The following is a 23,128-nucleotide window of genomic DNA, read 5'->3' as shown; positions in this document are numbered from 1 at the left end:
AGCTTTCAACTGATTGGATCATTTTTGCTAAAGTTCAAAATAGTGCTTCTGATGTGCCAGGATTAAATGCCTAGCTGTTAAATTTGTTACTTAGCATTAAAGTATATGCGCTGCTTGAAATATACTAATTACACAATCGCAAATCACTTCTATGAAGAGAGCCAAATTTCGTTAAAAGCAATGCCCAAAAAGAATTTAAAGCATTAGAGCAAAGCTTAAAAGCAGTATATTTCCTGATATAATAGACATTACATTCAACACATGACATAGTGTCATATTTTTTTAAGAATACCCATCCATAGTCCAATCTTGAAGACATAAATTAGGAACTTTGCTAAAATCTTTCTGATTACGCGTAACGACAATTGCATCCTTAGCCAGAGCGATCGCAGCAATTCTTAAGTCTTGCGTACCTACCTGGATTTTTTGCTGGCGTAAACTTTGATAGCAACTATAGGCTGCATTATCGAAATCCAGCAAGTTCATACTACAAAAGTAAATCTGGGTTATTCGCAGATTTCGATAAGCAACTACTAGCAGTTCGGGTTTAGTAGCACATTTGCTGATAGAAGCTAGTCTGCCTTTTAATTGCTCTTCGAGTGTGACTGTTGTAATAAATATGTTGGAACTTCCGGCAGCTTGAGCGCGTTGTAGAATTTTAGAATTACCATGTTGAGAAAGAGTAACATGATCGGTATCGAGGATATATTGGCTCAAGCTGACTGATTCTCCTCTAAGGAAGCTTCATAAGCAGCGACTTCTGCATCTAATTCACGTCGATTTGCTGCCATATCTTCTACAAAATCATCAAAAAGTGGGTCATCTTTGAAAATACCATCAAATTTAACCCAAGGATTGGACTCTTCAACCTGTTGCTGCTGTTTTAAGATTGGCAAACAACAAAGCCGTAATGTAACCCACCATAAGTAAGACATGATAGGGCTGTTGAACTCACCATCATTGATTAAACCATGAGCCATACGATTTCTTAAATTTGAACCGGAACGCTCAATTAGTAGGCCTTGGAGATCAAAAAGTATGTCTTCATCAAAAATTGAGTTTATTTGTGGATAGTTACGGGGGAAAAGAGTAGTATTCAAATCACGTTCATCTTCAATTCCCTTATTGATATCAATTTTTGAGGGTAGCGCACCGTATTTTCGGAGTAAATAACGGATAGAATTCTCAATTTGAGGAATAAGAATATGGGTGGATGTAATAAAATCTCCTGTTAGCCCAGCGTAAAGCCCTTTCGCAAACTGATCTTCTCTCCCCAGTGGTACAAACGGGTTGTTTGAAACTATTGCAAATAAGTCTTTTACTTGTACATTATGTTCCAGATTTATTTGATCTCTAGCTGGCTCAATATAAGCTTGGGCGTGGAGTTTTTGATATAAAATTGCATTTTTATACATCTCAAAACGAATTGATCTTTCTACCTCCTCTGGATTATTGGATAAGCCCAACTTGGGTTGACGAGCTATAGGTTTACCCATCTGATTAATCATTACAGATGGGAAGAAATGATATATGGGATTTTCAACAGCTATTTCCAACACTTCTTGTTGAAGGAAAGAGGCTTTAGGTGGTGATCCCAAAAATGCTAGAGAAAAGAGTGCATCATAAAATTCTTTATCTTTGACGTGTGATCTGGCTATTTCCACCTGAACACTAATATCTGTCTCATGAGAAATCGAAACTAACTCATTTAAGGATTGCTCTTGATACTGGTTAAGAAGCCTGCGAATTTCCTCGGTTCTTTGTTTTGCAGCTATAGTTTCTTCCTTAGTACCTCGGACATTCATGAAAGCTTCAAAAGCTTTCTCCATAAAATGTGACGCTCGCAGGTAGCTTACATCTGTACCCTTAAGGCTATCTTCAGCTTCTTTGACATAGGTTTCAGCAGCCTGCATTTGCGCTACACGTTCCTGTTCTGCATCTTTTTCCAGACGATGCCATTGTGCTTTAATTTCCCAATAGTTTCTTGCCCTACGCCAATCATTCGCTGATTCTGATAGGGTTGCGGCTTTCTCAGCTAGAACAGCGTATTTATTAAAATTACCGCATTTGTGTTCTTGCAAAAGCTCCATAAGCTTTGCTGATAAAAACTTTGGATCTTCTCCATTGCAGCGTTCAATAACTTTCTCTATATGTGCAACAACATCTTCAAATTTATGATTAATTTTGCGTGCTAGCCAGAGCGCCCGTTCAATTCTAGCGAAACAAAAAGTCCAGTTTTCAGGGTCTTCTAATTCTGCGGCAGATTTTAAGTAATCTGTGACTGCTAACTGCGCCATTTTATAATAGTCACGTCGTTTACTAGTCCAGAGAATATCTGCAATTCGTGCTTGAAGCTCTGGGTCTGAGACTTCACCCACAATTTCAGCCAAAAAATCTAGCTCTTCATCTGTCAGACTATCAACAAATTTAGCCAACAATTCCTCTGTTAATTCTGGCTTGATTCCAGTACCAGTCAGTAACGCCAGAATCTCAAAGACAGACTGTTCTCTAATATTTCCTGCCTCTTTTGCTTCCTGTGCCTTGTTCGAGAAGACTCTGTTGTAAGCGCTACACTCTTTTCTCTCGCTGCTATTAACCACTTCTAGCCAGCGAGAGTTAATGAAATCTTCTTTAGTGAGAGGAGGGTTTATTAATGGCATAGTCTAGAATTATTTAGCTATACATCTACTATGCCAAATCTGAAATAGATCGGGTTATTGTTAGCTCTAGCTGAATAATGCAAACAAAAGCTATAAATTAACATTCCCCAGCAGAGCTAGGGAATAAGAGAATCCTAACTCGCGGCTAAATTGCCCCAACCGACGTAGAGTAACTTTGCAGCCGTTACCCGAACTTGGTCAGCGTTAGCCACCAACTGACCGCAAGCGTCCCAAGTCCCAGAAATAAATGTGCTTCTGGTACCTTCACCGATCGCAACTGGGGCTGTGTAATCACCAATTTGCACTTGCAAGGTTTCCAAATTTACTGTCACGGCGGCTTGAGGATTGGCAGCAACTAAATCTTGCAGTTGTTTAACAGTAACAGCATCGGCTGTCACGCAAGGTATGCCCATTGCCACACAGTTACCAAAAAAGATTTCGGCGAAGCTTTCACCGATTAAAGCTTGGATTCCCCATTTTGCGATCGCTTGGGGTGCATGTTCCCGTGATGAACCACAGCCAAAATTTCTATTGACTATTAAAATATTCGCCCCTTGGTATTGCGGTTGGTCAAAGGGATGTTCACCTTTAAGTGCTGTCCGGTCATCGATAAATGCACCTTCGCCTAACCCGTCAAAGGTAACGGCTTTCAAATATCGCGCGGGAATAATGCGATCGGTATCTATATCATTGCCCACTAAGGGTATACCGCGCCCTGAAACTGTTTTAACTTCACTCACCATAAACTTTATTTACCTATCATTTTAATGACAGCCTGTTAATTTCTACAAATGACAAATGACAAATGACAAAAAATTACAGCAACTCGCGCACATCAGAGACTTCGCCTTTAATCGCAGCCGTGGCGACCATCGCCGGACTCATTAACAATGTCCGACCGGAGGAGGAACCTTGTCTTCCTTTAAAGTTGCGGTTGGAGGAAGAAGCACTGATTTGTCTTCCTTGTAGCTTATCGGGGTTCATGGCCAGGCACATGGAACATCCGGGTTCGCGCCATTCAAATCCCGCTTCCTGAAAGATTTTATCTAGTCCTTCAGCTTCTGCCTCTTCCTTCACCCGTTCCGAACCAGGGACAACGAAGGCTTTGATTCCCTCTGCAACGTGGCGACCTTTGGCGATTTTCGCAGCTTCCCGCAAATCACTAATTCTGCCATTGGTGCAACTACCAATAAAGCAGACATCTATTTTAGTGCCCTTGATCGGTTGACCGGGATATAAATCCATGTAACGGTAAGCTTCTTCGGCAATAAATCGGTCTTCTTCCAGCAGTTCTTCTGGTTGAGGTACTGACTGGTTGACGCCGATACCTTGACCGGGAGTAATCCCCCAGGTGACAGTAGGAGGAATTTCGGCAGCGTTGAATACTACCACATCATCATATTGGGCATCAGCATCGCTCTTGATGGAATCCCACCAAGCCACTGCTTTATCCCAATCTGCATCTTTGGGAGCAAAATCTCTGCCTTTGAGGTAATCGTAGGTGACTCGATCGGGATTGACATAGCCGCAACGCGCACCGCCTTCGATCGCCATATTGCAGACAGTCATCCTCTCTTCCATATTCATTTGCTCAAATGTCGTACCTGCAAATTCGTAGCCATAGCCCACACCACCTTTCACACCAAGGGTGCGGATGATATGCAGAATGACATCTTTGGCATAAACTCCAGGGTTGAGAGTGCCGTTAACTTCAATTTTGCGGACTTTCAGTTTCGAGAGGGCGAGGGTTTGGGAAGCAAGAACATCGCGAACTTGACTAGTACCGATACCAAATGCGATCGCACCAAATGCCCCATGACTGGAAGTGTGACTATCTCCACAAGCGATCGTCATTCCTGGCTGAGTGAGTCCGAGTTCGGGAGCGATGACGTGAACTATACCCTGGCTACCAGAACCGATATTGTAAAAAGTTATGTTATTTTCTTTACAGTTATTTTCCAGCGCCTGAATCATTTCCTCTGCCAAGTTATCGGCAAAGGGACGCGCTTGGTTTTCTGTGGGCACAATATGATCGACTGTGGCGACGGTACGCTGTGGAAAGAGTACTTTTAGACCTCTTTCGCGTAACATAGCAAAAGCCTGGGGACTGGTTACTTCATGAATTAGATGAAGCCCGATAAATAGTTGCGTCAGCCCTGAGGGAAGTGTACCAACGGTGTGTAAGTCCCAAACTTTATCAAACAGGGTACCTTTGCTCATACGTCAATCAATATTTAAAGAGTCCGGTCTTAAATAGTATCAAAAAAAGTCTCGGTTTTTGCAGATAACTTAAATATTTTTAAACGCAAAGGAGCACAGAGGTAAGCGCAAAGGCACGCAGAGAATTTGCTACGAGTTGATTAAATTTCGTATTTGGAGATTAATAAACGATTCGCTCGCCTTTGAGGCAGCAAAAGCGAAAATTCTCCGAAATATTGAGATGCAAAGATGTAAATAACTTTATCCTTTTGAACAAGGATATGTTAAGACAATACGAGATAATTGCACTACCAGGTTATGTCCATAGATTTACGGGAATTTTATCAGGCTAGCGATCCCAGCAGAACTCTGTTTGTCAACAATAGCTCTGATGGCAAGTATTATATAGATTTTTCCTCGGTACGAGGTGGTGATATTCTGGGCAAGCTGAAGCAGAAAATTACTTTTTTTAAGCCGAATGAACCCACTTGCACTTTATTTACTGGGCATATTGGTTGTGGTAAATCGACAGAACTATTACGGTTACAGGCAGAACTGGAAAAGTTAGGCTTCCACGTCGTCTATTTTGAGTCCAGTGACGACCTGGAAATGACCGATGTTGATATTGCTGATGTGCTGCTAGCGATCGCTCGGCGTGTGAGTCAAAGTCTGGATAAAATTACCCTGGAGGAACCCAACAAGTTTAATGAGTTGCTGCAAGGTGCTTGGAAGGTCTTAAACTCCGAGGTGACGGCGGGAAAAGTTAAGCTTCCGGTGCTTGGTGATGTCGGTTTATCCGCAGATAAAGAAAAATTTTCTCTATCTGTGGGCATTGGTGAAATCACCGCGAAGATGAAAAATGACCCAACGCTGCGAGAAAAACTCAATCAGTATTTAGCACCGCAAAAAACTAAGCTGCTGGAAGCGATTAATCAAGAATTATTGGAACCTGCGATCGCTAAACTCAAACAGCAGGGTAAAAATGGTCTGGTGGTAATTGTCGATAATCTTGACCGCATAGATAATCGTGCCAAACCTTGGGGTCGTCCGCAGCAAGAATATTTATTTGTCGATCAGGGTGAGTTTTTGACGAAGCTGAATTGTCATCTCATCTACACCATGCCTTTGTCTTTGAAGTTTTCCAATGATTACGGAATGCTAACTCAGCGTTTCCCAGAAGATCCCAAGGTGTTACCAATGGTACCTGTGCAGTGGTCTGATGGCAGTGTTCATACACAGGGAATGTCACTCATGCAGCAGATGGTACTAGCTAGAGCTTTTCCTGACATCACACCAGAGGAGCGTTTAAATAAAGTTACCGAGATTTTTGATAGTGCTGCTAGCTTAGAGCGTTTGTGTAAAATGAGCGGTGGTCATGTGCGGGACGTGCTGAGGTTGCTAAATACCTGGATTATGGAAGAGATGAGTCTTCCCCTAACCCGTGAAACCTTAGAGCAAGTTATTCGTTCTCGGCGGAATGAAATCATGTTGCCGATTTCTGAGGATGAGTGGCAATTGTTACGCCATGTCAAAGAAAGGAAAAAGGTGAGCGATGACCACGGATATCAAAAACTGATTCGCAGTCGCTTTGTCTTTGAATATCGGGATGGTGGCGAGTCTTGGTTTGATGTTAATCCCGTTTTGGCTGAGGCTAGGGAATTACAGTGAGGAATAAGGGAACCGATGAATAATTAGATTATGAAATCAGAAACCAAAAATGTTTTGTTAAAAGCTTATGCACAATTGCACCAAATCACAGAAGAATTGTACTCAGCCTCAGATAAAGCCATAGAAAACAACGATTTCGAGGACGCTAGCTTACTAGCTAGTAGAGCAGATAGACTTTATGAAGAGATAGAAAATTTAGAGATTGTAATTTCAGAACAGGAGGAAATATGAAAACAATCCAAGAGTTAAAGACTCGTATTCAAGAACTCAGTAAACAAGCTGTTGAATTTAGTAGAAAAGCATCTGAAGTGTGTTTAACTGACCGTCAGCAAGCCAAGTATTTTAGACAGCAAGCAAGAGAAGCTAGCAAACGCACTCAAGTATTGATACAGGAATTAAAACGCCAGGAAGTTTAATTTTGTAGTCAACTTAGAGCCACGGCGAATGGAATTCGCGGCTATACAAACAAAGTTCACCTCCGTGGACTAGGGAAAAATTTAGTGTTTATAACCCACAGAGGTGGGTTTTGCCTGTGTAGACGCGGTTTATAACCGCCCTTTTAACTTATGACAGACTCGCAACCATCAGAAGATAACCATGTAAACAGCGATCGCACTCTGCAACAATTAGCTTGGGCAATAGAGTCCTCCGTGGGACAGTTTAAGTTGATATTGGCCCGGTGTAATTATGCAAGAGAGCGCGATCGCTTAATATCCAGACTGCGAGAAATTTGTCAAGTCGAAATTCGTGTTTTGACGGTGCAGCAATCAAACAGGACTCTTTATACTGCAATTCAGGAAGAATTCGGCGCAGAAATGCCAGCCTGTGTGATGGTTGTGGGTTTGGAATCTGTGCAGAATTTGCCTGTGATGTTAACTTCTGCGAATCAGGTGCGGGAGGAGTTTCGCAAGAATTTTGCTTTTCCCTTAGTGTTGTGGGTTGACGATGAAATCTACAAGCACCTAATACAGCTTGCGCCTGATTTGGAAAGTTGGGCAACTACGAGGAATTTTGCCATATCCACACAGCAATTACTAGATTTTATCATCCAAACGGCTAATCAATGGTTTAATGGTAATTTGCAATTTAGCGTCAATTTATATCTGAAACTGGAAAATGAGTTAGAAGCAGCGCAAATAGATTTAATTAAAAAGCCAGATATTTATAATTTAGATATTCAAGCTAATTTAGAATCTCTATTAGGTTTTATTAAACAGATAAATAATCAAAAAGATTCGGCATTAGAGCATTATCACAAAGCTTATAAGCTCTGGCAGCAAAGTCATAATTTAGAAAAGCAAGTAAAAATCCTCGGTGAGATTAGCTTTTGCTATTATCTCAAAGCTTTGAAGCATCAAGATATCAATTGTCAAGATTGGCAGAGAACGTGGTATTCTCTTCAAGAGTATATACATTTTATTAACCAGTTCCAAAGTCCAGATTTAATTGCTAACTCAGTAGTTAAGTTTGGTGATATTTTGCGAGACTTGAAAAAGTGGGAAATATTGCAGAGTCTTTCGGAACAAGCTTTAGTAATCCATCAAAATAACAAACAGCCAAGGGAATTAGCCAAAGATTACGGTTTTTTAGCTGAGGTGGCTTTGGCTCAAAAAAACTGGACGAAAGCAAATCAGTTAGTTAAGCAAGCATTAGAAGTTTTTGCTGCGATTCCAAATCTGGAACCAGCTAATATATCAGGAATTTTATCTGATATTCCCGAAAGGGTTTTAAAATCAAAAGACTTGAGCTTATATCAATTTATTTTAGGTCGTTCTCAATACCATTTAGGTCAAATTAAAGAGGCAACTCTCAGCTTAGAAACTGCTAGGGATGTGGGTAATCCCTTAGAAGATGTCAGGCTTTACTTGGATATTCTCAGGTTTTTGCAGCAGCTTTATTTTGAACAGAAAAAATATCTCAAAGCATACAAAATTAAACAGCAGCGGCGTTCCATTGAACAGCAATTTGGCTTGCGGGCTTTTATTGGTGCGGGTAAGTTAGAAGCTACAAAACAGGCATTTGTAGAGACATTGCGCTCAAATTCTCCCCAGGGAAACATTGCCCCAGAAATTGCTGCATCTGGTCGCCTCTTGGATATAGAACGTTTGATTGAACGCATGGGTCGCCCTGATTATAAGCTGATAGTAATTCATGGGCAATCGGGTGTAGGCAAAAGTTCCCTGGTGAATGCGGGACTGGTGCCTGCTTTAAAGAATAAAGCTATCGGTACTCAAGATTATTTGCCGGTGGTAATGCGTGTTTATACCAACTGGGTGGAAGAGTTGGGGAGGCTTTTGGCAAGAGATGAGGGGGATATAGCTTTAGCTTCCCGCAGGGTGGAGGATGAGGGAGATGAGGGAGGGTTAGAAGGTCAAAGTCGAGCCTCAGAAGGTCAACGTCGAGCCTCAGAAGGTCAAAGTCGAGCCTCAGAAGGTCAACGTCGAGCCTCAGAAGGTCAACGTCGAGCCTCAGAAGGTCAACGTCGAGCCTCAGAAGGTCAAAGTCGAGCCTCAGAAGGTCAACGTCGAGCCTCAGAAGGTCAAAGTCGAGCCTCAGAAGGTCAAAGTCGAGCCTCAGAAGGTCAACGTCGAGCCTCAGAAGGTCAACGTTCAGCCTCAGAAGGTCAACGTTCAGCCTCAGAACTCGGAACACCGCAATATTTAATATCCAAACTTAACGAAAACGAACAGCGCAACCTCCGCACGGTGTTAATTTTTGATCAATTTGAAGAATTTTTCTTTGTCTACACCGAACCTGCACAAAGGAAGCAGTTCTTTGAATTTCTGGGAGAGTGTCTGAATGTTCTATCGGTGAAAGTTATCTTATCGCTGCGGGTAGATTACATCCATTACTTGCTAGAGTGCAATGATTTGTCCAGTCTCAAGATTATTGGCAATGACATTCTCAGTAATAATGTGCTTTACAAGTTGGGGAATTTCTCACCTACTGATACAAAGTCAATTATTCAGCGTTTAACTGAAAATACTAGTTTTCGCTTAGAACCTGTTTTAGTTGAACAACTCGTGCAAGATTTAGCCGGAGAATTGGGTGAAGTTCGTCCCATTGAGTTGCAGGTTGTGGGGGCGCAACTGCAAACGGAGAATATTACAACTCTGGCAGAATATCGGCAGCGTGGCACTAAAGGGGAATTGGTTAAGCGTTATTTGGATGAAGTTGTTAATGATTGTGGTGAAGAAAATCAGCAAGCAGCAGACATATTACTCTATTTGCTGACGGATGAAAAAGGAACTCGCCCTTTGAAGACTCGCGCTGAGTTGGAACGCGATTTGTTCCCGTATTTCTCGGAGATCCCCCGAACCCCCCTTAAGAGATTTCCAACAAATCAATTATCCAATCTTGTGGGGTGGGCGTCTCGCCCGCCCGTTATCCTGGGCGGGCAAGATGCCCACCCCACAAGAAATAGTTGGGTATCTTTTTATTTGTCAGTCCTTAAAAAGGGGGGCTTAATTTCTTTTACCCCCTTTTTAAGGGGGTCGCCGCAGGCGGAGGGATTAGAAGCTAGGGCGAAACAAGCTTCTGAAATCAGTAAATTAGATTTAGTGTTAGAGATTTTTGTCCAATCTGGCTTGGTGGTTTTGCTACCAGAAAACCCGGCTGACCGTTATCAACTGGTACATGACTACATCGCCACCTTTATCCGCCAGCAACAGGAACCGAAGTTAAAGCAGGTGATGGCGGAACTGGAAAAAGAACGAGAACAAAGAAAACGGAGTGAGGCGAAACTAAATAGCTTTCTCAAACGCGCCCTTTTTAGTTCCATAGCCGCAGGTTTAGGATTTGCTGGATTGGCAGTGGTAACATTCCAGTGGACAGTAGAGGCAAATGTTCATCTAATTAACGCCATCAATAATTCTTCAGAAGCATTTTTTGCCTCTGGACAATATCCAGATGCTTTAATAGCAGCCTTAAAAGCAGGTAGCAAACTCAAGCATACAATTTGGGCACAGCACAGAAGCGATATCCAAATGCAAACCGTGTTAACTTTACAGCAAGCGGTTTATTTAAAGCCAAGCGAAAGAAAAGAAAATCGCGCCATAGAGGTAAATACCTTAGAAGGTCATAGCAGTACGGTGAATAGCATCGCCTACAGCCCCAATGGACAACAGTTAGCTTCTGCTAGTTGGGACAAAACCATCAAAATTTGGGATGTCACTAATGGTAAACTCCTCAAATCACTTTCTGGTCATAGCAATTTGGTCTATAGCGTCGCCTATAGCCCTAATGGACAACAGTTAGCTTCCGCTAGTGAAGACAAGACCATCAAAATCTGGGATGTCACTAGTGGCAAACTCCTCAAATGTCTAACTGGTCATAGCGATAGGGTCAATAGTGTCGCTTATAGCCCCAATGGAGAACAGTTAGCTTCCGCTAGTGAAGACAAGACCATCAAAATTTGGGATGTCAGCAGTGGCAAACTCCTCAAATCCCTAACTGGTAATAGCGATAGGGTCAATAGCGTCGTCTACAGCCCTAATGGACAACAGTTAGCTTCTGCTAGTTGGGACAAGACCATCAAAATTTGGGATGTCACTAGTGGCAAACTCCTCAAATCCCTTTCTGGTCATAGCAATTTGGTCATTAGCGTCGCTTATAACCCTAGTGGGCTACAGTTAGCTTCTGCTAGTCGTGACAAGACCATCAAAATCTGGGATGTCACTAGTGGCAAACTCCTCAAATCCCTGACTGGTCATAGCAATTCAGTCATTAGTGTAGCTTATAGCCCCAATGGACAACAGTTAGCTTCCGCTAGTTATGACAAGACCATTAAAATTTGGGATGTCACTAGTGGCAAACTCCCCAAATCCCTGACTGGTCATAGCAATTGGGTCACTAGTGTCGCTTATAGTCCCAATGGACAACAGTTAGCTTCCGCTAGTCGTGACAAAACCATCAAAATCTGGGATGTCAGCAGTGGTAAACTCCTCAAATCCTTAACTGGTCATAGCAGTACCGTCTATAGCGTCACTTACAGTCCCGATGGACAACAGTTAGCTTCCGCTAGCGATGACAAGACCATCAAAATCTGGGATGTCACTAGTGGCAAACTCCTCAAATCCTTAACTGGTCATAGCAGTACCGTCTATAGCGTCACTTACAGTCCCGATGGACAACAGTTAGCTTCCGCTAGTGAAGACAAGACCATTAAAATCTGGGATGTCACTAGTGGCAAACTCCTCAAATCCCTGACTGGTCATAGCAGTGCGGTCAATAGCGTCGCCTACAGCCCTAGCGGACAACAGCTAGCTTCCGCTAGTCGTGACAATACTATCAAAATCTGGGATATCAGCAGTGACAAATTCCCCAAATCCCTCTCTGGTCATAGTGGTACGGTCTATAGCGTCACCTACAGTCCCGATGGACAACAGTTAGCTTCTGCTAGCGATGACAACACTATCAAAATATGGGATGTCAGCAGTGATAAACTCCTCAAATCCCTAATTGGTCATAGCAGTGGGGTAAGAAGTATTGTCTACAGCCCCAATGGACAACAGTTAGTTTCTGCTAGTTATGACAAGACCATCAAAATCTGGGATGTCAGCAGTGACAAATTTCTCAAATCACTTTCTGGCCATAGCAATTCGGTCATTAGCGTCGTCTATAGCCCCAATGGACAACAGTTAGTTTCTGCTAGTGCTGACAACACAATAATTTTATGGGATTTGGATTTCGATAATTTATTAAACAGTGGTTGCAATTTGCTGAATAATTACCTCATTGGCCATCCAGAAGTGTTAGAAGAGTTGCAATCATGCCAAACTCCATCGCGGTTGGCGCAAGGGGCGACAGCATTAGTCATCCAAGGTGAAAAGTTAGCACGAAATGATGATATTAATGGCGCTGTTGAAAAGTTCAACAAAGCACAGCAGTGGGATAATAAATTAAAGTTTGATTCCCAGGCGAGAGCGAAAGAGTTGGCGAATCAAGCTAAGGGTGACAAGGGGACATTACCCTAATGGAATAGACTAAATAGATAATCACAAGGTGCAACGATGGTATACAGCGATTTTAGTCTCGCCAAGGTGAAAAAGAGTTTTGACTTAACACTCGATGAAACTCGTAATTTATTTGTTGATACAAAACCTGTTACACCATCAGAAACTCTCAGAACGATTTTAATAGATTACATCCCTTTGGCAACTGCGATCGCAACCGAAAAAGCAAGGTCAGAGTTTTTAATTGCACCAATTCTCGCAGAGGTCAGACGATTATTAAATAATAAAATCTCCCTATTTTCTGGGAATGAATTTAATGTTGATGCGACTCAAGGCTTACAAGGCTTTTGCGATTACATTATCAGCAATTCCCAGGAACAATTATTTCTTTCTGCTCCGGTAATGTTTATTTTTGAAGCGAAAAAAGAAGATATTATCGGCGGTTTGGGTCAATGTGTAGCAGCAATGATTGCAGCACAACTGTTCAATCAAAATCAAGGCAATGAAGTTGGGCGAATTTACGGCTCGGTTACTAGTGGAACTAACTGGAAGTTTTTATTTTTAGAAGAGACAACTGTTTATATAGATTCGACTGAGTACTATATTAAAGAAGTTGATAAAATTTTAGGTATTTTATTGCAACCTTTTCAGCCTGTTTTAACTGCTGTTTGAATATATAGTAAGTACTGATGTAACTTACTTAGTCAAGATTAAAAATTTGCTAAAAAATAAGAGAAGTTAAAAAACTCGTCCACCATTACTACTATTCAATTGATATGAGTCTATATTGTCTAGTTCACGGTGCCTTCCAAGCCACCTGGTGTTGGGATTTGCTAATTCCCTACTTAGAAGCACAGGGTCACAAAACTGTAGCAATGGATTTGCCAATTGAAAATGCATCTGCTACTTTGTCCCAACTTGCGGATACAGTAATTCAAGCGCTACCAAAAACTGATGATGATATTGTGCTAGTCGGTCACTCAATGGCTGGTACTATAATTCCCTTGGTTGCAGAAGCGGTAAAAGTGCGTCAACTAGTGTTTGTGGCTGCGCTACTTCCATATCCTGGAATCAGTACACTCGACCAATTTTCTCATCATCTTGATTCTGCTATGCTCAAATCATTCAATTACCAGCCAAAAGAGCCAAGTAAACTCGAACAGTTCCACGATGAGCCTGATATGTTTGAACCAGCTTCCGTAGGGAAAGATTATTCAGACGCAGCAGTATTAAGGGATTTTTTCTTTCATGATTGTCAACCGGATGTAGCACAGTGGGCAATCTCGAATAGTCGTTCGCAACAATCAATGGCATATATTTTTGAAACGAATCCTCTAAAAGCTTTGCCAAAGGTTGAGCGTAAATATATTGTTTGTACCGATGACCGAATATTGTCTCCTATATGGTCACGCTACGCCGCACGCAAGCGCTTAGGAGTCGATGCCATTGAACTAGCTTCTGGACATTGCCCACATCTGTCTCATCCTGACCTTCTTGCCTCAGTATTAACTAGTAATTAATTTTTTGAGTAGTATCCAGTTGATCCTCTTCTGTAGTTCTAAACAACTCAGCAGGTGGTACTTGTAGCTAGTTACAAAGTGTTAAAAAAGTTTCCATGTCTGGCATTTTGCCGCTCCTACCCTTGAAAGAGTAGATGGACTAATATTGCCAATCTTCGACGCCGCTTCGCGCAATCCTTTACTAACGCGCTTCTTGCGGACTAGGCTTGCTAGCTTTTCCGTATCTAAATGGGTTGTCATTTACTCAAGGAAGCGCATTAGCCATTGATTTAAAGATAACCTGATGCCCTTGATCGTTTGGATGAACGTTATCTGAAGAAATCAATGCATCGCCACCAGATGAAATCATATCTTGGTAAACATCTGCCCATCTGACCTTAAATTCTTTAGCTACACTTTTGGCAGCATCTCTGTAAATGTGATGCTTATTAGTTGTACCACTGTTAAATTCTGGATAAAGCTGATAGGCAGATGGTCTTACATATGGAGGAGAGCCGATTGTGATGTTGGCTCGGCTAATCCCTGCCACCAGAAGTCCTTGTACGATTTCGCTTAAATCGCTCTTATATTTCTCCACAGAAAAAGCTTTGCTGCTATATCGCAAATCATTTAGTCCATATAGGATGTAGACATCTTTAGGGTGATGCTTAACTACATCGTGGATATAGCGATCACGTCCATTGTTAGCAAGTCTGGGATAGCTATTCTGGAGAACAGTTGCGCCGATACCTTGGTTGTCTTCGCATAGCCCTTTGTTTTTGGATAGCAGCGTACTCCAGCGTAAAGTAGGATGTGATGCACCTGCCCCTACGGTAATCGAATCGCCAAAAAATACTGCCTTGCGGCAAGTGGTTTGTTGATTTGGCGAACCAGTTAAAAGTAGTGCGATTACGCTTAGAGTCAGACTATTAATCAAGATTTTGAGCATCTGGAAAACCAAGCATCAAGCATCACTTTCCATTCTTTGACTTTAAAAGACTATACCTTATGCAGGTGGTAGCATGGTTAGGAATGATAAGCGATCGCCCCTAGCCTCAACTCTTACCCCAATCCTTGCTGCTTTGATATCATGTCCGGCTGATTAGTTATGATTCGGTGCATCTGTGCAAAAACCTGAAAATTCTTTCTCCCCCTGCTCCCTGCTCCCTGCCCCCTTGCAGCCTTAATGATAAGTCTTTAACCGGATACGATATGAGCCGTTGGTTTATGATTTCAATCGTCAGTTTCATGCGCTAAACCTGAGCTAAAATTACTCTGTGATTGCAGGTAATTTCAGGTGATTTAGGATATTAATATTACCGTAAATCGTGATGGAAAAATTATGGTTCCAATCAAAAAGCCACCATGTGGCGGCTTTTCAACGATGGGCAGTACCAGACTCGAACTGATGACATCCTGCTTGTAAGGCAGGCGCTCTACCAACTGAGCTAACCGCCCTTTTCATCAATCCTTAACTAACATAGCAAAACATTTCGCGTTGCGCTAGTAGTTTTAAGAAAATCTTTTTTTCTCTTATACTGACTCAGTATTCAGTCATTCAGGATTTAGGATGCCCTCTGGTCGGACGCACGATCGCATTACTATGTATGCTCTGCCGTTCGTGGCGGGCGTTACTTTCTGGCAGACTCGCAGTAGCAATACAACTTTGTTGGTTGCAGGCGGGTTTCTCTTTGGCGGACTGATGTTTGGCCCCGATTTGGATATTTACTCTGTGCAATTTCAACGCTGGGGTTTCTTGCGCTGGATTTGGCTACCTTATCAAAAAAGTCTGCGGCATCGTTCTTTCTTATCCCACGGGCCGATTATTGGCACGATTCTGCGGATACTTTATCTGGGGTGTTTGCTAGCTATTTTGGCAATTTTCGTTTTGGCGATCGCCCAAAGGTTATGGAGTCTGAGTTTTAGTTGGCAGGATTTGGGACAAACTGTGGGGCGATCGCTCGTGCAATACGATACTGAATATATCGCCCTCTTTTTGGGTTTAGAACTGGGTGCGATGAGTCATTCTCTCAGCGATTGGGGCGGTTCGGCATACAAGCGCTTTCAAAAACAGGGCGTTCGTGGGTTGCTTCCTAGTGGCAAAATTAAGAAGCGGAAAGTTACAAGTCGCGGTAGTCGTCGAGCTACAGTTAGCAGAAAGAGCAACGGAAGAACGACAAAGGACAAATGACAAATGACAAATGACAATGTTAATACTTTGGCGGCGTTGCAGGAATTAATTGAAGTGGTGGCGAAGTTGCGATCGCCTGATGGTGGTTGTCCTTGGGATTTGGCTCAAACTCCCGAAACGCTGATGCCTTATGTGATTGAGGAAGCTTATGAGGTGGTGGACGCGATTAAGAGTGGGGATAAGAGTGCGATCGCAGAGGAGTTAGGCGATTTATTATTACAGGTGGTATTACAAGCCCAAATCGCTAGTGAATCGGGGCAATTTTCTCTCAAAGAAATCACTCAGGGGATTTCCCAAAAGTTGATTCGCCGTCATCCTCATGTGTTTGGTGATGTGTCGGTGGCCAGTGTGGATGAGGTGCGGCAAAATTGGGAACAAATCAAAGCTGCGGAAAAGGGCGAAGCATCTCCAGACGCGCAAAAACTGAGTGCGAAACTCGGTCGTTATGGGCGCACCCTTCCCCCACTGACGGCGGCGATGAAGATTTCTCAAAAGGCTGCGGCGATCGGGTTTGAATGGGAAAATATTCAGGGCGTCTGGGATAAGTTTCATGAGGAGTTGGGAGAGTTTCAACAAGCTTTAGCTGAGGAAACACCCGAACGACAACAAGCAGAATTAGGCGATTTACTATTTGCAGTTATTCAGTTAGCCCGTTGGCATAATCTTGACCCCAGCACAGCTTTACAAGGCACAAATCAGCGATTTGTCCAGCGATTAGAAAAAATGGAGACGGTTGTTGACCGTCCCCTTTCTGATTACAGTTTGGATGAGTTAGAAACTCTTTGGCAACAGGCAAAAGCTCAACTTGCGAAAGAAGGGAATGGGGAGTAGAGAGTTGGGAATGGGGAATTGGAAAGAGGCAGAGAGGCAGGGAAGAGGAATTTTCCCCCTGCTCCCCTGCCCATTCTCCATTCCCCATTCCCTTCTTCAAGATTTTTCAGCATTGAACCACTTATCATATAGCGATTGATAAGTGCCATTTTCTTTAAGACTCAGCAGGGCCTGATTAATTGGTTTGCGGTAAGGACTGTCGTTAGGCAGAATGATGCCGTAACTTTCTTCACGCAAGATACTGCCAACAATCTGTACCTTCCCTTTACCTTCATTGGCAGCATAGAAGAGAAGTACAGGCGCATCAAACACCACAGCATCAGCTTTTTTGGTTTGCAAAGCATTGTAAGCTTGCTCAATTTTGGTAACTTCTAAAACTGAAATCTTATGTTCTCGCAGATATGTGGCGGCTGTGCTACCCGCAGTTGTGGCCACTACCTTGCCGGGTAAATCGTCTATACTCCTGATATCCCCTTGAAGCTGTTGTACTGTCAATGAGGTAGTAGCGCTGGCTGTAAAGTAGGCGGCAAAAAGTACTCCGATGAACATCCAAACAATACCTACTAGGCGTCCCAATACTCCCTTGGGCATTTCATCAGCTTGGGTTGCTAATGTGGCAGCTGACCACCAACAGGCTTTGAAAATGCCAGGAAAGTATGATTGGGGAATCATCCCATCTTTATGATTGCGTTCAGATAACCAAATAATGTGGGCTGCGACGATAATTAGCACTAAGGCAACGCCTATTACTTGCAAGAGGCTAGTAGAGAAAAATAATTGCAAAATATTTGGGAAGGCACTGTCGTTGGTTTCTGAGTTTCGTACCATAATTTGCAGCCCCCCAGCCAAAATAGGTAATGAGAAATCAAAATTCTCCTGGCGTTCGGCTGTAATGGAAATAGCTGCAATCCCCAAATTAGCTTTGTTGTCTTTAATAGCAGAAAGCAGTTCCGGCACAGAGGAATATTCAATAAATTTAGACTCTACACCTATTTGATTAGCGATGCTGCGCCAGAGGTCGATACTGAATCCCGATAACTCACCTTTATTTGGTACCACAAAAGGCGGTATAACTCGTGTAGCTACTAATAACGGTTGTTGGAGTTTTGGGGATGGTTGGGGTTCCGGTTTTTGGGCCAGTCCTGGGGATGTCATTAACAATAATGCCAGAATCCCACCTACTAATCCTATGCAGGTATACAGTGCTAAGGAACGCCTGGTTTTGTTTCTCCGGTCATCTCTGCCAATCGGGCTTTTTCTCCCAGCTATAAGTTGGCGAAATTTACTAGCGATCGCATTTATCATCAGAATTTTCTTGGGGTTGTATGCAAAGTATATTTATCATGCCCACCCCATATCAAATATTACGTTAAACATCCCCCTAAAACCGATTTTTTTCAGATTTCAAGGGATGAATATGGCTAAACCTAAACTCAACGAAGCCCCCTGCCCCCTTGCCTCTTACTCAAGTCGAACTACAATTTGATGGTAACTGTCTTAACTTCGGTATATTGCTGCAAACCATATTCGCCGAGTTCTCGACCAATACCAGATTGCTTAAATCCACCGAAGGGTGCAGCAGCATCAAATACGTCGTAGCAGTTTACCCACACAGTACCAGCCCGGAGATTGTTGGCGATCGCGTGAGCTTTGGTGATATCCTGAGTCCACACAGCGGCGGCGAGTCCGTACATTGTGGCATTTGCCCGTTGAATAACTTCATCGATATCTTTAAATTTGATGATGCTCATCACTGGACCAAAGATTTCCTCTTGGGCAATCTTCATGTGATCGCGGACATCGGCAAAGACTGTGGGGGCGATAAAATAACCCTTGTCACCAACTCGATTACCACCACATAGCATCTGTGCACCTTCGCGCATTCCAGATTCGATATAGCTCATCACCCGATCGAATTGGTCTTTGTCTACTTGCGGCCCTTGTTCTGTGTTGGCATCAAAAGGATTACCGACAACCCGCACTTTTGCTCTTTCTACAGTTCTAGCAACGAACTCGTCATAGCATTTTTCTTCGACAAACAACCGCGAACCAGCACAGCAGCATTGCCCTTGGTTAAAGAATATGGCATCGTGCGAACCTGTGATCGCCCTGTCCATATCCGCATCAGCAAAGACGATGTTAGGACTTTTACCACCAAGTTCCAAGGTGACGCGCTTCAGGTTACTTTTGGCGGCTGCTTCCATAATTAGATGACCAACTTCAGTGGAACCAGTAAATGCCACTTTGTCAATATCCATGTGACTAGCGATCGCAGCCCCGGCGGTTGGCCCATATCCTGATAAGATGTTCACCACACCAGGGGGAAAACCAGCTTCAATAATCAACTCACCTACCCGCAGCGCGGATAATGGTGTTTGTTCCGCTGTTTTCATAACTACTGTATTACCAGTTGCCAAGGCTGGTGCTAATTTCCACGCCTGCATCAACAGAGGAAAATTCCACGGGATAATTTGACCAACTACACCCACAGGCTCATGGCGGGTGTAGCAGAAGTATGGACCGCTAATCGGAATAGTTTTACCTTGTACTTTATCAGCCCAACCGGCATAGTAACGATAGCAGGCGATGACTAACCCCAAGTCACCGAATGAATCTTGTAATGGCTTACCGTTGTCGAGAGTTTCTAAGCGCGCCAACTCATCAATGTTCTGCTCAATTAAGTCAGCTAGCTTGTAAAGCAACTCGCCGCGACGAGTAGCAGATATCTTTCTCCATTCCCCACTAGTAAAGGCAGCACGGGCTGCTTGTACTGCTTTATCTACATCCGGGGCGTCTGCTTCTGAGACTTCGCAGATTACCTCACCTGTAGTCGGGTTGATTGTTTCAAATCGGCGATTGCTGACACTATTTACCCACTCATTGTTAATCAGCAATTTGGTTGGGCCAATTTTGACCTGTTGCCCTGGTACTGTTGCTGTAACCATCAGGCCCTCCTTAAGCTATAAAAAAATTTGCTTAAATCTACTTATTATGTTTGTTGCTGTACAGCACTCTAGGTGGATTTCTTTATGAACTCTTTATCTTAAGATAAAAGTTAGAGGTTGAAATAGCTATTATCTTGTGTCTAATTCACATTGTAGAACTTGTATTGGAAAAACAAACCTCTATCTTTTGAGCAATAGTTTTGAGAGCAGCTTTTAGCGTACAGTTGGGCTTATATTTGCTCGATTTTTCCTCTCAGGTGCGCTTCTTAGTCTTAGCAAAGTCAGCAACATGAATGTAGACGATTTTAGTCAACAAATAGAGACGTTGCGCTCACGGGTGACGGGATTATCGCAAAGTAGTGCAAGTGAGCCGTGCTTGCAACAAGAGTTAACAACTGAAGCTTTTGAGGAACTTCAAATCGCCTTGGAAGAAATGAAAATCGCCTCCGAAGAACTACAAGCAACACGAATGGTAGTAGAGAAGGAGCGTCAGCGTTACCAAGAATTATTTGATTTTGCGCCTGATGGTTACTTAGTAACTGATACATTCGGTATTATCCTTGAAGCTAATCGTGCTGCTACCATACAGCTCAATGTTTTACAGCGATTTTTGATTGGCAAACCGCTGGTTACTTTCATCGCCCAGTCAGACCATCAAGCTTTTTTTAACTATCTGACTCAGTTGCAGCAGCTCGACCGGGGTGGGGAATGGGAAGTGTGTTTACAACCACGGGAAAAAATCTGTTTTGATGTTGCTTTGACAGTAGTTACCGTCTGGAACGAGAAAAATAAGCCAGTTGCTCTGCGCTGGCTAATGCGCGACATTAGCCAGCGTAGGCGTTTAGAGTCAGAGCGCAAGCAGTTATTTGCCAATGAGCAAGCCGCCCGGATTTCAGCCCAAGCTGCACAGAGGCGCTCTAATTTTTTAGCTGAAGCAAGTCGTGTACTGGCATCTTCCTTAGACTACCGCACCACATTAAGGAGCGTCGCGCAATTGGCGGTGCCTACCTTGGCTGATTGGTGTATTGTAGATGTCGTTGAAAATAATTCCTTAGTCTTCAGTAACCCAGTGATAGCTGCATCTGAACCCAAGAAGGAAGCACTGGTACGAGAACTCCGACAATGCAATCCAATTGCTGTTGATGCTGATTATGGACTACCAAAGGTTTTACGGACTGGTAAGCCGGAACTGGTTACTAATATTCTTGAGTCCTCACTACAAAGAAACCTATGGAACGAGGAACACCTCAATTTGCTGCAAGTTAAGTCTTATATGGTCGTTCCACTGCTGGTGCGTGAACGCAAGCTGGGGACAATTGTCTTGGCGTCTGCACAACCAGGGCGGCATTACACTATTGTAGACTTAGCAATGGCTGAAGAACTTGCCCAACGCGCAGCTTTTGCCCTTGAGAATGCACAGCTTTATCAGGAAGCTCAAGAAGCTAACCGAATTAAGGACGAATTTTTAGCGATCGTTTCCCATGAACTTCGTACACCTCTCAACTCTATGCTGGGTTGGGTTCAAATTATCCGTAATCGAAAATTAGACGAGGCAATTACCTTTAAGGCACTGGCGACAATCGAGCGGAATGCTCAACTTCAGAGGAAACTGATTGAAGATATCCTGGATATTTCACGCATTGTCCAAGGTAAAATCCGCCTAAATCTCCGTAAAGTTGACCTTGTATTTGTAATTAACGCAGCGATTGAAGCTGTACATCCCACATCTGAGATTAAGAATATTCAAGTTGAGTCTAACCTTGATTCCTCAGTAGGTGAGGTTATGGGTGATGCAGAACGCCTCCAACAAGTTGTCTGGAATTTGCTCTCTAACGCCATCAAGTTCACACCCAGCGGAGGGCGAGTTGAAGTGCATCTAAAGCAGGTAAACTCAAATGCTCAGATAACTGTCTCTGACACAGGTAAGGGAATTAGTGCTGACTTTTTACCTTATATCTTTGAGCGCTTCCGTCAAGCTGATAGCACAACTACTAGAACAGAGGGTGGTTTGGGGCTGGGACTGGCAATTGTGCGCTATTTAGTAGAAATGCACTCAGGCACAGTCTACGCAGTTAGTGAAGGTGAAGGACGAGGAGCAACATTTACAGTGCTGTTGCCGATTATAGAATTGCAACAAGAGCAGTTAATTAAAGAGAGTGAAGTAAAAGTTGATAACCTCTCAGTGCTCAACGGCTTGCAAGTACTTGTTGTAGATGACAATGCCGATACGCGTGAGTTAATTACCTTTATTCTTCAACAGTCTGGAGCACAGGTGACATCAGTTAGCTCAGTAGGTGAAGCTTTAGAAGCGCTGGCACGATTAGAACCAAATGTTTTAGTCAGTGATATTGGAATGCCAGATGAAGATGGTTATTCGCTGATTCGCAAAGTGCGAATCAGCGAAGCAGCTCGAGGAAAAAAAATTCCAGCTGTAGCACTGACGGCCTTTGCTAGAGATGAAGAATGCAAGCTGGCTCTGGAGGCTGGATTCCACATTCATCTATCCAAGCCAATCGAGCCAGATAAGTTGGTGACAGTGGTGGCGAACCTGGTCAAAGGTAGCAAACAAGGTTAATGCACAAGTAATATCAATTTGAAAAAAGAATACGACAAATAGACCATTTGTAGAGACGCGATTCATCGCGTCTTTGCCCAAGGATGTGTTGCAATCATTAATTAAATTGGTATAAGCTCCCGGTAAAATTTGTATAGGCGTAGCCAGCCGTAGGCATCGCTCAACAAGCAAATGCGATCGCCCAACAAGCAAATGCGATCGCTCAACAAGCAAATACGATCGCCCAACAAGCAAATGCGATCGCCCAACAAGCAAATGCGATCGCCAAACAAGCAAATACGATCGCCAAACAAGCAAATGCGATCGCCAAACAAGCAAATGCGATCGCCGAACAAGCAAATGCGATCGCTGATTGATTACTTATTAAACCCGAAGAACCCCACCCCGCCAAAGCTACGCTTTGTCTCCCCTCCCCGCTTGCGGGGAGGGATTAAGGGGTGGGGTGCAATGACTGTGGGAATCATAACTATATTAATTATGCGGACATCATATAACCCAACTGTATTGTGGTATATTACAAACGAAAAAAAGGAGGCAGTTACTAACTACCTCCTGACAAATTAAAGCTTGGATGGACTGAGAAATGCTTTGACAGCAGGCTAGAAA

The 23,128-nt window shown here is 43.1% G+C and carries 17 protein-coding genes and 1 tRNA gene; 10 read left to right on the top strand and 8 right to left on the bottom strand.

The window, feature by feature from the left end; genetic code table 11:
* Positions 1 to 282: 282 nt before the first annotated feature.
* The 4 genes from RM347_RS07320 to leuC form a co-directional block, all read right to left on the bottom strand.
* Positions 283 to 717: a type II toxin-antitoxin system VapC family toxin gene (locus tag RM347_RS07320; RefSeq protein WP_322721102.1), complete on the bottom strand. Its 435-nt coding sequence runs from the start codon at positions 715 to 717 to the stop codon at positions 283 to 285.
* Positions 714 to 2,660 carry a DUF4209 domain-containing protein gene (locus tag RM347_RS07315; RefSeq protein WP_428850524.1) on the bottom strand — a complete coding sequence of 649 codons (1,947 nt, stop codon included), beginning with the start codon at positions 2,658 to 2,660 and terminating at the stop codon, positions 714 to 716. Before RM347_RS07315 ends, RM347_RS07320 begins: the two co-directional genes overlap by 4 nt.
* A gap of 134 nt (positions 2,661 to 2,794) precedes the next feature.
* Positions 2,795 to 3,403, bottom strand: a complete 609-nt coding sequence (gene leuD / locus RM347_RS07310; protein WP_322721104.1) for a 3-isopropylmalate dehydratase small subunit — start codon at positions 3,401 to 3,403, stop codon at positions 2,795 to 2,797.
* A gap of 73 nt (positions 3,404 to 3,476) precedes the next feature.
* Positions 3,477 to 4,880, bottom strand: a complete 1,404-nt coding sequence (gene leuC / locus RM347_RS07305; protein WP_322721105.1) for a 3-isopropylmalate dehydratase large subunit — start codon at positions 4,878 to 4,880, stop codon at positions 3,477 to 3,479.
* A 297-nt stretch (positions 4,881 to 5,177) separates the two neighbouring features.
* On the opposite strand from leuC, the gene RM347_RS07300 reads away from it, so the two are divergent.
* The 6 genes from RM347_RS07300 (at position 5,178) to RM347_RS07275 (ending at position 14,001) form a co-directional block, all read left to right on the top strand.
* On the top strand, positions 5,178 to 6,527 hold the full coding sequence (locus tag RM347_RS07300; protein WP_322721106.1) for an AAA family ATPase: 1,350 nt from the start codon (positions 5,178 to 5,180) through the stop codon (positions 6,525 to 6,527).
* A 30-nt stretch (positions 6,528 to 6,557) separates the two neighbouring features.
* Entirely contained in the window at positions 6,558 to 6,758 is a 201-nt protein-coding gene (locus RM347_RS07295) for a hypothetical protein (RefSeq protein WP_094348693.1), read from the top strand.
* Positions 6,755 to 6,943 carry a hypothetical protein gene (locus RM347_RS07290; RefSeq protein WP_251958101.1) on the top strand — a complete coding sequence of 63 codons (189 nt, stop codon included), beginning with the start codon at positions 6,755 to 6,757 and terminating at the stop codon, positions 6,941 to 6,943. Before RM347_RS07295 ends, RM347_RS07290 begins: the two co-directional genes overlap by 4 nt.
* 150 nt (positions 6,944 to 7,093) lie before the next feature.
* Positions 7,094 to 12,502, top strand: coding sequence for a beta-propeller domain-containing protein (locus RM347_RS07285; RefSeq protein ID WP_322721107.1), 5,409 nt, complete (start codon positions 7,094 to 7,096; stop codon positions 12,500 to 12,502).
* Between the two features lie 36 nt (positions 12,503 to 12,538).
* The gene (locus RM347_RS07280) at positions 12,539 to 13,153 is read left to right on the top strand and encodes a hypothetical protein (RefSeq protein WP_322721108.1); all 615 of its coding nucleotides are present in this window, start codon (positions 12,539 to 12,541) and stop codon (positions 13,151 to 13,153) included.
* A gap of 104 nt (positions 13,154 to 13,257) precedes the next feature.
* Complete coding sequence (locus tag RM347_RS07275; protein WP_322721109.1) at positions 13,258 to 14,001, top strand: alpha/beta fold hydrolase; 744 nt, start codon at positions 13,258 to 13,260, stop codon at positions 13,999 to 14,001.
* A gap of 244 nt (positions 14,002 to 14,245) precedes the next feature.
* On the opposite strand, the gene RM347_RS07270 is transcribed toward RM347_RS07275, so the two are convergent.
* Complete coding sequence (locus RM347_RS07270) at positions 14,246 to 14,929, bottom strand: SGNH/GDSL hydrolase family protein (RefSeq protein ID WP_322721110.1); 684 nt, start codon at positions 14,927 to 14,929, stop codon at positions 14,246 to 14,248.
* Positions 14,930 to 15,365: 436 nt separating this feature from the next.
* Positions 15,366 to 15,438 (bottom strand) — tRNA-Val (locus RM347_RS07265).
* A gap of 112 nt (positions 15,439 to 15,550) precedes the next feature.
* On the opposite strand from RM347_RS07265, the gene RM347_RS07260 reads away from it, so the two are divergent.
* Complete coding sequence (locus tag RM347_RS07260) at positions 15,551 to 16,171, top strand: metal-binding protein (RefSeq protein WP_322721111.1); 621 nt, start codon at positions 15,551 to 15,553, stop codon at positions 16,169 to 16,171.
* 3 nt (positions 16,172 to 16,174) lie between these two features.
* Entirely contained in the window at positions 16,175 to 17,002 is an 828-nt protein-coding gene (mazG, locus tag RM347_RS07255; protein ID WP_322721112.1) for a nucleoside triphosphate pyrophosphohydrolase, read from the top strand.
* 96 nt (positions 17,003 to 17,098) lie between these two features.
* Here mazG and RM347_RS07250 read toward each other — a convergent pair whose 3' ends face one another.
* Positions 17,099 to 18,307, bottom strand: a complete 1,209-nt coding sequence (locus RM347_RS07250) for a transporter substrate-binding domain-containing protein (RefSeq protein WP_322721113.1) — start codon at positions 18,305 to 18,307, stop codon at positions 17,099 to 17,101.
* A gap of 170 nt (positions 18,308 to 18,477) precedes the next feature.
* The gene (locus RM347_RS07245) at positions 18,478 to 19,947 is read right to left on the bottom strand and encodes an aldehyde dehydrogenase family protein (protein WP_322721114.1); all 1,470 of its coding nucleotides are present in this window, start codon (positions 19,945 to 19,947) and stop codon (positions 18,478 to 18,480) included.
* A 289-nt stretch (positions 19,948 to 20,236) separates the two neighbouring features.
* On the opposite strand from RM347_RS07245, the gene RM347_RS07240 reads away from it, so the two are divergent.
* Positions 20,237 to 22,522 (top strand): PAS domain-containing hybrid sensor histidine kinase/response regulator, encoded by a 2,286-nt coding sequence (locus RM347_RS07240; protein ID WP_322721115.1) that lies wholly within the window; start codon positions 20,237 to 20,239, stop codon positions 22,520 to 22,522.
* 171 nt (positions 22,523 to 22,693) lie between these two features.
* Entirely contained in the window at positions 22,694 to 23,086 is a 393-nt protein-coding gene (locus RM347_RS07235; protein WP_322721116.1) for a hypothetical protein, read from the top strand.
* The last annotated feature ends 42 nt before the right edge of the window (positions 23,087 to 23,128 follow it).

The sequence above is a fragment of the Nostoc sp. ChiQUE02 genome, assembly GCF_034531305.2.
Taxonomy (GTDB): Bacteria; Cyanobacteriota; Cyanobacteriia; order Cyanobacteriales; family Nostocaceae; genus Nostoc.
This window is presented reverse-complemented; position numbering and strand designations above follow the sequence as displayed.